16 protein-coding genes are annotated in these 16,286 nt (G+C 41.3%); 3 read left to right on the top strand and 13 right to left on the bottom strand.

Annotated features, from left to right (window positions below; translation table 11 throughout):
• Positions 1–7: 7 nt before the first annotated feature.
• The 6 genes from OSJ91_RS06390 to cysK all read right to left on the bottom strand — a co-directional run bounded on the left by OSJ91_RS06390 (position 8) and on the right by cysK (position 7,580).
• Positions 8–706 (bottom strand): (2Fe-2S)-binding protein, encoded by a 699-nt coding sequence (locus OSJ91_RS06390; protein ID WP_485891246.1) that lies wholly within the window; start codon positions 704–706, stop codon positions 8–10.
• Positions 699–1,523, bottom strand: coding sequence for an ABC transporter ATP-binding protein (locus OSJ91_RS06385; RefSeq protein ID WP_137017077.1), 825 nt, complete (start codon positions 1,521–1,523; stop codon positions 699–701). Before OSJ91_RS06385 ends, OSJ91_RS06390 begins: the two co-directional genes overlap by 8 nt.
• A gap of 260 nt (positions 1,524–1,783) precedes the next feature.
• On the bottom strand, positions 1,784–2,191 hold the full coding sequence (locus OSJ91_RS06380; RefSeq protein WP_232782974.1) for a hypothetical protein: 408 nt from the start codon (positions 2,189–2,191) through the stop codon (positions 1,784–1,786).
• A 41-nt stretch (positions 2,192–2,232) separates the two neighbouring features.
• A complete protein-coding gene (locus OSJ91_RS06375) occupies positions 2,233–5,253 on the bottom strand; it encodes an ATP-binding protein (RefSeq protein ID WP_485891245.1) in 3,021 nt (1,006 codons plus the stop codon).
• Positions 5,254–5,274: 21 nt separating this feature from the next.
• The gene (locus OSJ91_RS06370) at positions 5,275–6,486 is read right to left on the bottom strand and encodes a metallophosphoesterase family protein (protein ID WP_485891244.1); all 1,212 of its coding nucleotides are present in this window, start codon (positions 6,484–6,486) and stop codon (positions 5,275–5,277) included.
• Positions 6,487–6,656: 170 nt separating this feature from the next.
• The gene (cysK, locus tag OSJ91_RS06365; RefSeq protein WP_137017070.1) at positions 6,657–7,580 is read right to left on the bottom strand and encodes a cysteine synthase A; all 924 of its coding nucleotides are present in this window, start codon (positions 7,578–7,580) and stop codon (positions 6,657–6,659) included.
• 296 nt (positions 7,581–7,876) lie between these two features.
• Between cysK and OSJ91_RS06360 the strand changes: the two genes are divergently transcribed.
• On the top strand, positions 7,877–8,065 hold the full coding sequence (locus tag OSJ91_RS06360; protein ID WP_048677954.1) for a YhzD family protein: 189 nt from the start codon (positions 7,877–7,879) through the stop codon (positions 8,063–8,065).
• A gap of 87 nt (positions 8,066–8,152) precedes the next feature.
• Here OSJ91_RS06360 and OSJ91_RS06355 read toward each other — a convergent pair whose 3' ends face one another.
• Both OSJ91_RS06355 and OSJ91_RS06350 read right to left on the bottom strand, forming a co-directional pair.
• Positions 8,153–8,950, bottom strand: coding sequence for an enoyl-CoA hydratase (locus OSJ91_RS06355; RefSeq protein WP_350301677.1), 798 nt, complete (start codon positions 8,948–8,950; stop codon positions 8,153–8,155).
• Positions 8,951–9,042: 92 nt separating this feature from the next.
• Positions 9,043–10,659, bottom strand: coding sequence for a long-chain fatty acid--CoA ligase (locus tag OSJ91_RS06350; RefSeq protein ID WP_485891243.1), 1,617 nt, complete (start codon positions 10,657–10,659; stop codon positions 9,043–9,045).
• Positions 10,660–11,265: 606 nt separating this feature from the next.
• On the opposite strand from OSJ91_RS06350, the gene OSJ91_RS06345 reads away from it, so the two are divergent.
• Positions 11,266–12,144 carry a dimethylarginine dimethylaminohydrolase family protein gene (locus OSJ91_RS06345; protein WP_485891242.1) on the top strand — a complete coding sequence of 293 codons (879 nt, stop codon included), beginning with the start codon at positions 11,266–11,268 and terminating at the stop codon, positions 12,142–12,144.
• A gap of 168 nt (positions 12,145–12,312) precedes the next feature.
• Here the strand turns inward: OSJ91_RS06345 and OSJ91_RS06340 are convergent, their stop codons facing one another.
• A complete protein-coding gene (locus tag OSJ91_RS06340; RefSeq protein WP_485891241.1) occupies positions 12,313–12,711 on the bottom strand; it encodes a hypothetical protein in 399 nt (132 codons plus the stop codon).
• A 388-nt stretch (positions 12,712–13,099) separates the two neighbouring features.
• Between OSJ91_RS06340 and OSJ91_RS06335 the strand changes: the two genes are divergently transcribed.
• Positions 13,100–13,549: a DinB family protein gene (locus tag OSJ91_RS06335; RefSeq protein ID WP_485891240.1), complete on the top strand. Its 450-nt coding sequence runs from the start codon at positions 13,100–13,102 to the stop codon at positions 13,547–13,549.
• Positions 13,550–14,106: 557 nt separating this feature from the next.
• Here the strand turns inward: OSJ91_RS06335 and OSJ91_RS06330 are convergent.
• The 4 genes from OSJ91_RS06330 to OSJ91_RS06315 form a co-directional block, all read right to left on the bottom strand.
• Complete coding sequence (locus OSJ91_RS06330) at positions 14,107–14,373, bottom strand: transcriptional regulator SplA domain-containing protein (protein WP_241590686.1); 267 nt, start codon at positions 14,371–14,373, stop codon at positions 14,107–14,109.
• Between the two features lie 115 nt (positions 14,374–14,488).
• Entirely contained in the window at positions 14,489–15,355 is an 867-nt protein-coding gene (locus OSJ91_RS06325) for a Cof-type HAD-IIB family hydrolase (RefSeq protein WP_485891239.1), read from the bottom strand.
• A 145-nt stretch (positions 15,356–15,500) separates the two neighbouring features.
• Complete coding sequence (locus tag OSJ91_RS06320; protein ID WP_034314741.1) at positions 15,501–15,857, bottom strand: YlbF/YmcA family competence regulator; 357 nt, start codon at positions 15,855–15,857, stop codon at positions 15,501–15,503.
• A 73-nt stretch (positions 15,858–15,930) separates the two neighbouring features.
• Complete coding sequence (locus OSJ91_RS06315) at positions 15,931–16,104, bottom strand: DUF445 family protein (RefSeq protein ID WP_485891238.1); 174 nt, start codon at positions 16,102–16,104, stop codon at positions 15,931–15,933.
• Positions 16,105–16,286: the final 182 nt, after the last annotated feature.

The following is a 16,286-nucleotide window of genomic DNA, read 5'->3' as shown; positions in this document are numbered from 1 at the left end:
ATCTATTTCAACAGTTTTTGTTCGGACAATACGCGCACTTTTCCTTGCCCTCAATTCGGTAATATAAACAGCATGTCACCCGTTTATAAGGATTCATGGACGCCGGAACACTTTTTTCCCCTATGAATCGTTTAAAGGGGGAACGCGTTTCAATATTCAGCCATACTTCATCTTCAAGCAGCTTTTCAATGTCCTTTTCAACTCGCGTCTTTATATCAGTCTGCTTCAATAACTCACTATACATCCATACCGTATAGCTCCAAATATTTTCCCAGAGTACTAGTTTCGATATTTTAGCAGTTCCGGAAAAGGAGCGAATGGCAACAGCACCAAATCTGCTCAATATGGAATGAAGGGCAGAAGGGCTTTCCTTTTCCGAGACATTGCTCCAACTGTTAGTTTTCAGCAAAAAATTCGGGAGCCAATGTTCATCTTTCGGGTCATCCAAAACACCAATGTCCTGAAGTGTGCCTTCCCAGATAAGCCGATGTTTGCTTAACATGTAAAATTGTGCCGTGACAAAAAAAGCATAGCGTCTGAACCACATTGAAATGGCTATCCCTGACGTTTCCGCCCCAGTCCGAGCTTGTGCATACTGAATAAGTTCATCAGCATGATTGAAGGTCTTGGAAACTTTGGCTTCGTCTCGGAAGGATATGCGATATCCTTGCAGCTCTTTTTCCATGGATGGTGTGAGGTTATGCATTGGCCAGCGCTTTTACCTGACTTTGGGCGTAGCGGCCTTTACCAAACGGGACGCACATGGGACTGCCGAAAATTGGATCAAAGGATATTTGGCAGTCCATGCTGAATACATGCTGTACCAATTCAGGAGTGATGATATCCTCTGGCCGGCCTTGAGCATGTATCGACCCATCTTTAAGTGCCACCAGATTATCCGCATAACGGCAAGCTAAATTCAAATCATGAAGCACCATCACGATCGTTCTGTTCTCAAACTCATTCAAGTCGAACAATAAGTCCAAAATCTCGATTTGATGGGTCATATCAAGATATGTAGTTGGTTCATCCAATAAAATGATGTCCGTATCCTGAGCCAGCGTCATGGCTATCCATGCCCGTTGCTTCTGGCCTCCCGATAATTCATCGACTGCCTGATCCTTTAAATCGGTCAGGTTCGTTGCTTCAATCGCCTTTTGAACTTTTTCTTCATCCACGGAACTCCACTGTTTCAACCAACTTTGATAAGGATATCTTCCTTGTTTAACAAGCTGATATACTGTAAGCCCTTCAGGAGCAACCGGGGATTGTGGAAGAATCGCCATCTTTCTTGCTACATCCTTCGATGACATGGTCGAGATCGCTTTGCCTTCGAGCAAAACAGAGCCGGATTGAGGTTTTAACAATCGGGCAACAGACCTTAGAAGTGTTGATTTTCCACATCCATTAGCACCGATGAAAACGGTGATCTCCCCTTTGGGTATTTCTATATTCATATCATTTATAATTAATTTATCACCATAACCGAGCGATAAAGACTGTGTGTTAATAGCTGGTCGCATTAAAATACTCCCCTTTTAGTCTAATAATACCAGTTTAATGAAAATGATTCTCACTGTCAATCTTAAAAAAGAATATAAACCAAAAACTTCATGTCCCATTCCTGTTATGATTCATTAAAGTGAACGCTCCTTTAAAGATATGAAGCTTCCTTTGGAAACATTAATACCATTTTCCTAGCTCCCCGATTCATCAGTCCGTGCTTCATCTCCGGAATCTCCATTTAGCGGAAAATAAAAAAGCCCTCCATATGGAGAGCTTTTTAACCGACCAGCAGTCGATTTGTACAATGTGCCAAGGATTCATCCCTAATGAAGGTAAATAAATCCTGATCGATAAAAGGAATTAATCCTTCTGCAATATTCCATGCATTGACCTCTATTTGATAAAGGATTTCTGATTTTCCTGTACTGTGTAGCTCCTCACTAAGCACAGCAAGATCGGGGTCTGATGCGTGGCCCATCTCATGCGTGAGGATCACCCATGTATATTCCTCAAGCCTTGCAAGCGAGCCTAGGGAGCGTTCACACTGAATTTCGATATCTCTCTCATATAAAGTGATGCTATGTCCTTTGGCAGAATATTTTCCCCCAACACATCGTTTACCGGGAAACTCCTTTTCGATGATTAACTTCAAAGAAGAATCATGGTGGCTTACAAACTCATTCATATTCAATGACTTCACTCTCTTTATCTATAGTTTAAAACCCATTATATTTCAGGGATGATCAAATCATTCATATCCTGGCGCAATAAGGGGCTGGATAGACGAATCACTTGATTTTCGCTAAAGTACTCCATTATATATCGGTGACAAGTAAAAAATAAAATTTGCCGCTTTTCCGAAACTTTTTTCAATAACTCGAGCATCCGTTTTGTCCTTTCCGCATCAAAATTGACGAAACTATCATCAATGATGAGAGGGAATGAATCATTTTCAAAAGTATGATCAGCAAGCGCGAGCCTTAGGGAAACATAAATTTGCTCTGCTGTCCCGCGGCTGACCTCTTCAACCCTGAAACTCAAACCATCATTGCGCTGTACCCAAATTCCTTCTCCCGACTGATCAAGGATGATTTTACGATAGCTCCCATTCGTTAAAAAGGAAAAGTGCCGCTCGGCATCAGCGATCACCTTCGGTAGGCGTTCCCTTTTATATCGGTCCAATGTTTTATTCAATAAGCTTTTGGCTATTGCCAATTTCGCCCATTCCTTCGCCTCTTCGTTAAAAGCAGCTTTTTCTTCATAAAAACGATGAAGTAAATCATCATAAATCCCTGAAACTTCAAGCTGTTTTATCTTATGCTTCGCATCCGCCCGCTTCTCTAATAAAAGGGATTTCGCCTTTATAGAATCCTTCCGTTTCCGTTCTATATTTTCAAATGTATAAGTATTGATCCCCTGTTTTAAGTAAGTTTGGATTTGATCAGGCAGCATTCTGGATTGCCCAATTTGAATGGTAATCAAATCAAGCTGTTTTTGTAAAGTGATTTTCTTTTCGAACAATGCAGCGGCATGCCTGAATTCTTCCTCGTCCTTGACCTTCGCTAACTTAAAAAGAATTTCCATTTCTGCATCAAGATAGCCATTTTCCATCGTCAGCTGCTCAATTTCGTTCGTCAAACGACTTCGTTCCTGCATCCATTGCGTTAGTTGAACGGAGAATTCAACCGCTTTATTCAATTCCCGCTTCAATAGGCCAATCGCTTCCCGCCATGTGGATGGTTCAAAATCAAGGCTGTGTGCAAAATGAAATAAAGCCTTTGATTTACCCTCAAATTCTGCCTGCAGAAAATTATGCCTCTTGATTGTTTCATATTTCCTATCAACGGCTTCCTTCCATTTCTCTAGATGTTCAAATACAGATTCAAGATTGATTTCCATTCCGGGATAAGACAGACCCCAATCGCTTAAGATGCTCCTCAATTCTTTATCCAACCGGTCCCTTCTAGCTTCCCAATCGGCATATTCCTGAATGGTCGATTCAAACGCTTCCTCCCTTTCTTCATATTTGAAACTTTCACTTTCAAAACGCCTTTGGAGACGTTGGTCCAGTTCAAGCAGCCGACCCATCGACTCTCCTTCACTCCCCCTATTGGTCTCAGTCCCAATTGCGGCCCTTTTCCTTTTCATCTCATCCAATTGCCTGATATACCCGGACAATATATCATCACCTTTAAAAAGATACCTGGATACCGCAAACAGAACAGCCACGGCTAGAAGTATCATCCCCAACAACATCTGTTCACTGAAATAACTTCCGATCGCACCTAAACAAAGAAGTACTAATAAACTGCCATTCAGGATATGTGAACGTTTGCGATTATCCGCTTCCTTCTTCCTCTGTAATGCCAATTGCTTTTCAAGTTCAAGTATTTGTTCATCAAGAATAAGCGATTGTGCTGCTTCAAATTCGATGTTATTCTGCTTGTTGTATAAGGACTCCAGCTCGATTCTTTTTTCATCTGGCATTAACTGGGCCTGTATCTCCTTCAAGCGGGCTTCTGTCGTTTCCAGACTTCCCTTTTGCAGTTCATATTTCTCATCAAGCTGCTTCTTATCATTTTGGAGTTGATGCTTTTCCCTCTCGGCCCTTTTCACCTTTTCCTTCATGAATGTACTGATATCCAGTTTTCTTATTTCATCATCAGAAACATCCAAGAATAATTCCTGCTTCACCTTTTCGATATTCTTTTCTTCCAACTGCCTTTCGTGTTCCGCTTTTCTCATATCCAGCTCGAGCTTCTCAAGCATAGTTCCTTGATCGATTGCATGTTCAATTTGCTCTTTATGCTCCTTGATGAACGGATTGATTTCGATTTCCCTGAGTCTTTCCTCAAGTTTGTCCTTTTTCTCGATCAATGCCGCAAGTTGAGCTTTCATGGGCATTCCAACTGACTGTAGCTGTTCAAGTCTTTTTAAGCCATCAACAGGAAAACTCACTTCCGGAATTTCACTTATTTCGGCCTCAAGTTCCCCCTGTTCTTCAACCAAGGGTTTAATTCGCAAAAAAGTGCTCACGTCAACAAGGTTTTCTTCAATCTCTTGAATATCTTCCGTGACTTTGTAGAGCTCCTCCTTAAGTTTTGCTTCTTCCTGAAGTAATGCCGTATACGACTGCTGTTCTTCTTCTGATGCTTTCACCTTTTTCTGCAATTCCTTAAGTTCTTTCAATCTCACATTCAGTAAAGGTTTTTGGCCTGATGGCTTGAACCTTGAATCGAGCTCTTTTTGCAATTTCGTTTCGGCTTCAAGAAGTTTATCATTCCCGATCAGCCCAGCTGAAAGCAGATATTTACTCATGGTACCTTCACTTAGTGTATGTAATCCCTGCAGCCCTTGAAGGTCGAAAGAAAAAATGGCTTGGTAATAGTTTTTATCAACGCCATGGAGAATCTCATTCAATTCTTCCTCGCCGCCGACCCTTCCATCCTCGAAGGTCAATTTTACATCGCCAGTAGCTTTTCCCTTCACACGTTCAATAACGATTTCCCCATCTTTTTTTGTTATGAGACTGAGCCTTCCCCCATATTTGGCATGCATTTTGGGCTCGTAACGCGGTTCGTTTTGAACCTTTGTCGGAAAACCAAATAGCATACTATGAATGAAGGACATGATGGTTGACTTGCCCGATTCATTTTCCCCAAAGAAAATCTGCAGCTGTCCCAATTCAGGAAAACGCTGATTTTCCAGTTTACCGTAACCATAAACATGGAGGTCTTTAATAATCAAACCCGTTCCTCCTCCCTACACTCATTTATTCGCATCAAAAACGTGCAAAAGCCATCTTTCCGCTTCATCCACAAGTTCCCTCTGCTCTTTTGGCTCTATTGTATCAAGAAACCTTCTTGCACCCGGATGAATATAAAGCGGGGCCAGAGCAGCATCCGTATCATCAAATTCAGATGCAAGCATTGATACCTCAGCCATAAATGGCAATAATGTTTCATTTGACCTAATCATCGGCATCGACTGGATGACTTTGATTTTATACACCCAGACAAACGATTCCCCTTGGTCCTCTTCCTGCAAGATCCGGGTCAATTCTTCAAGATATTCCCCGGAAGGGCCTGCTGCATCTCCTGCATCCAGCTTCAATTCCAAAAGAAAGCTTCTCCCATCGATGCCCTTCCGTTCAATTACTTCCCTGCATTGCTTGAACAGGGCATCAAATCCACCATCCGCGGTTATTTCAATTGTATCGCTTTCCCATATCACTTCAGAAGTTTCAATAAAGGAATGACGCTTCATGTCCCCGTCGAATTCGACGAGCAGGCACCCTTTAATGCCAGACTCCTTTCTGTTCCTGCCTTGAATATTTCCTGGGTATATCACTAGCGGATCTTCTGAAACCACCTGATGCTTATGAATATGGCCTAATGCCCAGTAATCGAAATCTTTGGCAGCTAGTTCCTTCAATGAAAAAGGGGCGTATGGGCTATGTTCGGAATTGCCTTCCAAATTCCCATGAAGCAGACCTATATGATAATCGGCCCCTTCAGCTTTTATGTAGGTTTCGATCATTCTCTCCCTTACGTGACGGCGCGGATAACTGAACCCATAAAGGTGGACAGTCGTCCCATCGATTTTTTCAAACCGTTTCACTTCGGTTTGCCCTGAGAATACGTGGACATTATCCGGCAGCTCCACAGTAATCCATGAGCCGCTGAGATGATCATGGTTACCATGAATGATATAGGCAGGGATCTGATGCTGCTGGAGTTTTTCCATTTCTGTCCGAAAGCGGACCTGTGTCCTGAGACTCCGATTCTCCCCGTCAAATAGATCCCCCGATAACACGATAAAGTCAACCTGAAGGGAAATTGCTTCATTAATGATAGTTTGAAAAGCTTTAAAAGGAGCTTCCCTTAATTCCTTTAATATAGTTGACGGCATATCCTTCAACCCCGAAAAGGGACTATCCAGATGGAGATCCGCCGCATGAATGAACCTCACACCGCTCATAAGTGTCACCTCGATTTCTATCAACTTTCACATTTAATTTTAACATGAACAGAACATACTTTCCCATACATTATTATTTTAATACGTCATCATGCAGTATGGGCAAATTCAACAGGAAAAAGACCGAATGGCGTGAACATTGTTTCATGCACGGCATTCGGTCTTTTTCATCATTCAAAAATATCCATACTTAAATAGCGTTCACCATTATCCGGTGCAATGCATAATACTCGTTTTCCACTTCCAAGACGACGGGCTTCCTGCAGGGCAGTCCAGACAGAGGCACCTCCTGAAGGTCCAATCAATATCCCTTCCTTCGAAGCCAGATCCTTCATGGTGGATATTGCATCTTCATCAGCCGCTTGAACGATTTCATCAAATACCTCTGTATTTAAGATGGTGGGGATAAATCCAGGGCTCGTACCCACTAACTTATGAGGACCAGGCTTTCCGCCGGAAAGAACTGGGGAACCCTTAGGCTCGACAACTACAACCCTTAAATCCGGCAGATGTTCTTTTAAAGCTTCACCTGTACCGGTTATCGTTCCTCCCGTTCCGGCAGTAGCGACAAACACATCCAGGTTGCCATCCATCTGATCTAAAATCTCGACTGCTGTCGTCACTCTGTGAATATCAGGATTTGCTTGGTTTTCGAATTGCTGCGGAATAAAGCTATTAGGAATTTCTGCGGCTAGTTCCTCAGCTTTACGAATGGCTCCCGGCATCCGCTCTGATGCAGGGGTGAGGACAACTTCCGCTCCGTATGCCTTTAAGATGTTGATTCTTTCTTTCGACATATTATCCGGCATGACCATAATCGCCCGATACCCCTTTGCAGCGGCATTCATAGCAAGCCCAATACCTGTATTACCTGATGTTGGTTCTATGATCGTGGCCCCGGATTGAATGATGCCGTCCAGTTCAGCCTGCCTAATTAAGTTGAATGCAGCCCGATCCTTTACACTGCGGCTCGGATTGAAATATTCAAGTTTCACAAATACTTCAGCGTCACCCTCCGCCGTTAAATGATTAATCCTTACAACAGGTGTATCTCCTATCAATTCAGTGATATTATTAACGATTTTTACCGTCATTCAAAAAATCCCCCTTCGATCCATACACTTCCTAGATGCACTATTACTCAGGTTTATTATATCATTTATGATTTTTCATTTTAAAGAAAGAATTCCTCTAGTATAAATAGGTTTTGTTTTGAAGTTAGTTCGGTATAGTTATTTTCCATCGTTTTTCAAGATATTCAGCTACTTATCAATATTCCCTGTCTTAATACATTTCCCTCACATAATAATAGTCAAAATTGACAGATAATGATAAAATTTTTATAACAGTTCCTAAGACAATAACATTTTTGATAAGGGAGTTTTTGAAAATGAGCAGAATATACAAATTAACCGTTTTTGAACCGTCAGGGGAAAAACTATTGGATGAATCATTTACAGCCGAGAATGATGAACAAGCTAAAGAATTGGGACAAAATCTATTGAAGGAAAAAAACTATCAAGATCAAACACATCGCTGCACATCACCTTCAGGCGCTTTATTGCTTTTTCATCGCTGATTGAAAATGGAAGCGCAAACACTAAAAATATGATCTAGTTTCCTTATATAAAAAGGGCCGTCACGATAACGTGACGGCCTTTTTCATTCATTTTCCGATGAAGTTCGGTTTCCTTTTTTCCACGAATGCTTTAATTCCCTCTTGGTGGTCCGCTGTTTCGCGCATTTTCATCTGGGCAGCTTTTTCAATCTCAAGGATCTTAATCAATAGCGGGCGATTTTTTTCACTAAGGATTTTTTTCGTTTTAATCATGGCCTGAACCGGGCTTTGCAGCCATGATTGCACTTTCTTCTCTACCGCATGTTCCAAGGTTCCGTCAGCCACTTCATGAATGAGGCCCTTTTCTTTTGCTTCAAGCGCAGTAAGCACTTTACCTTCCCAGATTAGTTCTTTTGCACCCACTTCACCAAGACGACGTTCAAGGAAGAAGTGTCCGCCGCCATCGGGGATTAATCCAATCCCGATAAAATTCATCGCAACCTTACTTTCTGAATCGGCAATAAGATGATCGGTTGCAAGAGCTATACTTAACCCAAGCCCTGCAGCTGCACCATGAATGGCACTGATGGTCAATTTAGGCATGAAGTATAGAGTGGTCACCAATTCACTGATTCCATCCATCAGTTCATCGAAAGCGTTTTCTTTTCCAGGCGAGAGCATCATCTTAATGTCACCACCTGCGGAAAATGCTTTCCCATTCCCTTTTAAAATGACGACATCCACATCATCATTCTCACTTACTTCCTTCAAGGCATGAATAAAGTCATGCAGCATTTTCGGATTTAAAGCATTCATGGCCTCTGGACGGTTCATTGCAACAGTGGCCGTCCTGTCCGAATATGTGACTAAAACAGTGCCTGCAGGTGATGTCGATTCAATACTCAATTTATTTCCTCCTCTTTCGTTCTATGACTCTATTATATATCCCTCCCCATTATCAGAATAGGGGGAAAAGTTACAATTATACAAATCCAGCATTATTTATTGATATATTTATCCTGAAGCTGATCACGCAATGCCCTTTTCAAGAACTTCCCAACACCCGTTTTCGGGATTTCATCCAAAAAGACCACTTCATCCGGCAGCCACCATTTTGCAAACTGCGGCATTAAAAATTCGATGATGTCTTCCTGGGACACTTGCCCCTTGTATGCCTCCTTCAAGACAACACAGGCGATCGGCCGTTCCTGCCATTTTTCGTGAGGCACTGCAATTACCGCCGCCTCGAAGATTCCTTCATGGGCCATTAATGCATTCTCTATATCTACGGAAGAAATCCACTCACCGCCGCTTTTTATCAAATCTTTCGTCCGGTCAACGATTTTGACGAACCCTTCTTCATCAATCGTGACAACATCCCCCGTATACAGCCAGCCATCTTTAAACGTATCCTCTGACCGCTCATCCTTAAAATACTCATTCGCTATCCAAGGACCCCTGATCAGCAATTCGCCCATTTCCTTTCCATCTGGTTTCACTTCGCCGTCCTGACCGATCACTTTAATTTCTATCATTGGCGAAACAAGGCCCTGCTTGGCCTTCAACTCATAAAGTTCTTCTTCAGGGAGGTCTTCCTGATAGCTTTTTGGTTTCGAAACAAAAACAAGCGGGCTCGTTTCAGTCATTCCATAGGCATGCAGGAATGGTATCCCATACTTTTGTTCAAAGGTTTTAATCATGCTTTTCGGAGCAGCCGACCCTCCGCATAGAACAGCACGAATGCTGCTCGTATCATGGCTGCCTTCTTCCAGCTCCTTCAATAAGCCCAGCCATATCGTCGGCACCCCTGCTGCGATTGTAACCTTCTCCGTTTCTATAAGCTCAGCCAAAATCTTCGGGGTGAAATAGGGTCCCGGCAAAACCATCTTCGTTCCAAACCAAACACTGGCAAAAGGCATGCCCCAAGCGTTTACATGAAACATGGGCACGACAGGAAGGGCCACATCACGTTCGCTTATTGCTGTGGAATCGGCAAGCCCCAGTGCAATCGCATGCAGCAAAATTCCGCGATGTGAATAAACCACACCTTTCGGATTCCCGGTCGTGGCGGAAGTATAACATATGCCGGCAGGCGCATTTTCATCCAAGGTTTGAATGAATGGCTGTTTCGGATTCCCTTCGGCTAATAATCTTTCATAATGATAAATGGGTGAAAGGGTCGTATCAGGCAGCTCCTCTTTATCCGTCATAATGATATACCCTTCCACTGTCGTTAACTCATCTTTAATTGCTTCCAAGAGGGGAATGACATCCGGGTCTATCAATAGTAATCGATCCTCCGCACTATTGACGATATAAGAAACATGTTGAGGAGACAGACGCATATTGATTGTATGAAGGACAGCACCATGACAAGGAATCGCAAAATATGCTTCTAAATGCCGATGATGGTTCCAGGCAAGTGTTCCAATACGGTCACCTGTTTGAATGCCGAATTTTTCAAGATTACTGGTCAGCCTTCTTGTACGTTCAGCAATCTCTGCATATGTAAATGTGTGAATTCCACAATCCGTACGCGAAACTACCTCTTTCTTCGGAAAATATTTTTCAGCTCTCTCAATGATTTGAGTCATGATCAATGGAGTATCCATCATTACAATCTCCCCCTTATATTAAAAGCATCCTCATTATATATTCGACCAGAAAAAAAATAATCCTTTATCCCTAGGTGCCTTTTACGATTATTTTGAATTTGGGTTTAGCCTGATGATATTTCAAAAAAAAAGGCTAAACCAGATCCTATCAGTTTGACGACAAAAACGGGATTCGGAAAGGGAGCGGATTTCTGAAATCAACTGAAATTTTTATAAATAAAAACATGCAGGCAATCTCGCTATTTATCGTTATTTATTGTTTAATGAAACCCTTATTGGATTGAAGAAATTTGCGACAATCCTGCCGAATTACTGGCTGGCCGAGACCCCACAGACGCTTGCTTTGATAAGGCTTGGCAGGCAGTCGGCGGAAAGGAAGCGGATTTCTGAAATCAAGCGCAAACATAAAAAAACTGTAGGGCCAACTCGCTCAAATAGAAAAAGATCTAACCGGTATATAACGGAATCATTTATTAAGAGCGGAATCTGAAAGGTTTTTTAAACCATCTAAATTTAGTGATGAGTTCCATGACATATTTTTTATGTTTCTTTCTAGAAAAAAGAGGAAATAGTAAAGATACAATTATATTTAGAGGGAGCTCATTTATGGTAAACAAAATAAACGAAGAACTAGAAGCTTATTGCGCGAGTGAATATTCAAAGCTATCACGGGTTATCGTCTGCGAACCTCGTTATATGGAAATCCGGGAGATCATCAACGAAACACAAAAAGAGTTTCAAGAGGAAAATATCGATCAAGCACTAGCCTTGAAGCAGCACGCCCAATTTACAAAGGCTCTTGAACATGAAGGAATTGAAGTCATAAAACTTACGCCTCAATTTACATATCCAGAACAAGTTTTCACGAGGGATATCGGTTTCACTCTTGGCAATACCGTTTATGTGGCTGAGTTGGCAACAGGTATCAGGCAGGGTGAAGAACAAATATTGAAATCCTGGCTCGAAACGAATGGCATCTCATATTTCAACCTCCTCAAAAATCATATTGAGGGCGGGGATGTCCTTATTGACGGGAAGACCATCTATATTGGAATCAGTGAAAGAACGGATGAAACATCCGTCAAGCATCTTCAAACCTTATTACCGGAATACGATGTCATCGCGGTTCCTTTCATTGAAACATTCCTTCATTTAGATTGTGTTTTCAATATCATATCACCGACAGAGGCGCTTATTTTTCCAGAGTCCTTTACAAAAAAAGAGATGGATCTATTAGCTTCACGTTATGACATGATCGAAGTGACTAAAGAAGAACAATTCACATTAGGAACCAACGTGCTTTCGATTGGGAATAAAAAATTATTCAGTCTACCATGTAATAAACAGGTAAATAGTCAGCTTCGTGAACGCGGATACGAAGTCATCGAAGTCGATATAAGCGAAATCATCAAGTCCGGCGGCTCCTTTCGTTGCTGCACCATGCCACTATTGAGGACAACGAATAAGAAGACTGATTCAGCCTGAGCAGAATGAAAGAACCCGGACTTGTTTGGAAGTCCGGATTCTTTCGCCTTTTTGTCAAACATGTATAGATATTTGTATAAAACAGGAAGAGATTAAGGGTTTAGTTCTTTTTTTTAATGCCTCGATTCCAACCATTACACTTTTTAAATAACTCTGTCTGGAGGCATTTCATTTATGCAGCAGTCTTAATATGATTTTTGAATCTTTTCTATTTAACTGTACATACTGACTATGTTCATCCTTCGTCATTTCTACAATATTTTCATCAGGATTGACCCAAACATAATATACGGTTAGTCTACCTTCGTTTTTCTCATCATTAAAATAAAAGATGAAGTCCGCCTCAGGATGATCTTCCGCCAACGCGAATTCTTCCCAATCTGCATTCTTTACTATTTCTTTTGTTTTTTCTGTTTTCCCCATTTCTATCTTTTCTTTATATGCTTCGAATTTGTAGTGTTTACCTTCATATTTTTGAACGGAAATATGTTCTTGCTTTGTTGTACAGCCTGAAGCTAACGTTATTGATAATAGGCTAAGTGCAACAAGCAGCTGTGTCCTTTTCATTACTGTCATCTCCTCATACCCCATTGGATTAATTATCCAATATATTTCATTATACTTCTCCACGCAAAAGAGTAATAGGAATGTTTATTGATTTCTTAACAAAAAAACTATAGCTTTTGGCTTAAGAGTTCTTGACCCCTTGAATCCCTTGGGCTTGTCAACCAAACCATACAGAAAATAGTTGATGCAGCCTTCCATTTCATCAAAAGCTTATACTCGCTTATATTGCATTTAATCCGATTATAAGCCGACAGTATAAACCCTTTTAAATTGATAATCCTTTCCTTTGTGAAATGGCTTAGCTAAAATTTGATAATATTGAATTATCCTTGCTATAATTTCATGGGATAGCGTTTAGAAAAAAACAAGATTGAAAGGGGAATGTAAAATGAATTATGTAAAAAATCAGCTAACGGTCATGCGCGGCAATCTTTTAAAAGAAATCGATGGAATCAAACCAGAGTTTATGGATGTACAGCCTGAAGGTTTTAATAATACAATCCATTGGCACCTTGGACATGTCCTTACTGCAGCCGAAAAATTTTTATTGAATTCCAATAGTGAATTGCCAGCGAATTACAGCCAACTATTCGGATATGGTTCAAAACCAGCGGACTGGACTGGGGACGTACCTACCGTTGAAGTATTAAAGCAACAACTGCATGAACAACTTGATCGACTTCTTGAAATTCCGGAGGAACGATTGACTGAAAAAACAGCACAGCCTTTCAACGGAATGGAAACAGTGGGGGAATTCATTAATTTTGTAGTGCTCCATGAAGCCAATCATATTGGACAAATTCACGCAATGAAACTATTAATCCAATCCAATAACTGAGATTAGATCATAAATAACTGTCACTCTGTATTTCTTGAAATAGGAGTGGCATTTTTTTATTTTTCACAGTCAAATAGGCTGTTTTAATCACTAATGGCTTCTGACATGTGAGTATGGGTGCGTTTACTCGTGAGTTTGCAGCGTTTATTCGTGATTTGGGAGCAAATACTCGTGAACTTTGAGCTTTTATCGTGAGTTCGAGCATCCACTCGTGAATTCGGAGCTATTACTTGTGAGTTTGGCGCTTTTACTCGTGAGTTCGGAGCAAATACTCGTGAGTTTGGCGCTTTTACTCGTGAGTTTGGTGCATTTACTCGTGAGTTTGGCGCTTTTACTCGTGAGTTTGGTGCATTTACTTGTGAGTTTGGCGCTTTTACTCGTGAGTTCGGAGCAAATACTCGTGAGTTTGGCGCTTTTACTCGTGAGTTTGCAGCATTTACTCGTGAGTTTGGCGCTTTTACTCGTGAGTTTGCAGCAAATACTCGTGAATTTAAACAAAAAGAGCCCCCGCTCTATAAGCGAAGGCTTTCATCTGTTCATGCGAAGTGAACGTCTCTTTAAGTCATTTGGTTATCCATATAATCACTGTATGCTTTTTCCGCTGCGGCTTCCGAAGTGAACAAAGCATCATCGTCCTCAATCGTATGAAATGTATCGTTCAGGAACAAGGCAACTGCATTGGGATCTTTTGGATGCGGAACGATTTCCGCCGCCCTTATATTCGAAACGGTAGGAACGTGGGGATTATTATAAATCACAAACACTTCGTCACCGACTTGCACTTCTTTTGCATTGATTACACCCATTGAATTCTTCCTTTCCATTACTGATTTTCCTTTAGCTTATGGAAAGAAGCTTATAATTATTTATGAAATATAACAGGCCTAAAAAGCGGCATTATCTGAATGGGGCCCCTTCTATAAAAAGGAGCCCCACCATTCATTTAAGCATATTCATCTTTTGTAAAAAATCGATTGGATGCTGTTTCCGGAAGAATTCCCTCAGCATATAGGCAACACCATCTTGATCATTGGAGCGCGTCACCCATTTTGCCACTTTCCTTACTTCCTCATCCGCATTGCCCATGGCAACTCCCAGACCAGAACCGGCAATCATCTCAATATCATCCAATCCATCTCCAATCGAGACGATTTCCGTTCTTTTCACTTCTAAATGGTCAGCTAAATACAATACACCGCTCCATTTAGAAACACCCTTCGGAACGATTGTCAGCTTATGTCCTGGATGTAAGATTGCATCCACCTCAGGGAACATTTCCTTTATCAATTTCAACATATCATTTCTAGCACTTTTTTCTGGAAATATAATGTCCATCTTCGTCGGGGCTATCGGCTGATCAATGAGCTCTTCACTGATATCATCCACATAATTTTGAGCATAAATATTTTGATCATTCAAATACATAACCGATTTACCAAGCAAATTCTCCGGGAGGTTCACCCGATTGCCCAGCGAGTATTTCTCATGAATGAGCAATATTTGGCACGTGGTCTTTTCAAGCATTTGCACGAGCTCTGCAGTCAGTTCTTCTGATATTCTTTTTACCATTATCGGCTTTTCTATGGAAGCTCCGACAAAGGCTCCTTGCTGAGCGACGATCATCGGATTTATTTTTAGGGCTTTGGCCACTTTTTTTGCTGAGTGATAATTTCTTGACGTCACAAGTGCAACATGGACACCTTTTTGGTGAACATAATCTATTGCTTCTTTAGTCGATTTATTTAAACGGCCATTCGACTGGAGCAATGTCCCGTCGATATTGACCGCAAGTAGTCGATATACCATGCTGATCTCCCCCATCTGTAGTATCCTCTTTCCAAATTTATGACTAAAATTTCGGGAATAGAACAAATTGTGGTTGACGACCCATGCATGGTGCTTTCAGGAAACAAAAAACCCCCAACCATTATGGAAGGGAGTCTTTAACTGCTTATTGCTGTTGTTCAGGCAAGCCATATAAATCTTCAAGCGGCTTCATGATAATTTTATTGAGGTCCGCGATGACCATGCTCATCCGTTGTTCAGCTTCCATCAATTGTGAAATGGTTGGGTTTTGTTGGACAAGCTGTACCGTCTTTTGTGCTTGCTCAACCTCTTCCGGTGCAATCTCCTGTCCCATCATTTGCTTTTGCTGCAATGACATCTGCAGATTACGGAAGTTTTCAAACATTCCTTTTGTTGCTTCATCAGAATTGACAAGATCATATAAGCGTTGCAAATCGGCATATTCATTACTTGCCCTAATTGCCTTTTCCATTTCATACGCTGCATCATATACGTTACTCATTTATTTCCCCTCCCGGTAATCATTGTATTCCTACACCTTTTCCACTATAACAAATCCGATTGCGAATTACACGTCATCCTATTAAAACAGTTACAAAACCTTGAAATAAACCGATGATTCCACCAAGCAAAGCCCCAAGGTAGGTGATCATCGACAATTCCTTCTTAGTGATGGAAGCGACCATTTCCTCAAGCCGGGAAATGGTGTCCGAGAAATTGGCAGTCCATTCTAGAACAGGCTTATTCATGAACGAAGCGACAGGCATCATTTCAGACGTTTTTCGTTAATCAATTGTTAATCGTATCTCTTCCGACCATGTTTCATATTTACCAATAAAGCATGTTTGTAATCTTTGTTCTAACGTAAATGAAGAATTCTTCATTCCCAGTTGATCAAGCATTTGAGCAGTACTTTTTTCCGTGGACAATG

The organism is Bacillus sp. T-10(2022) (assembly GCF_056502895.1).
The sequence above is the reverse complement of the archived record's forward strand: the minus strand, read 5'-3'. Positions and strand labels throughout refer to the sequence as shown.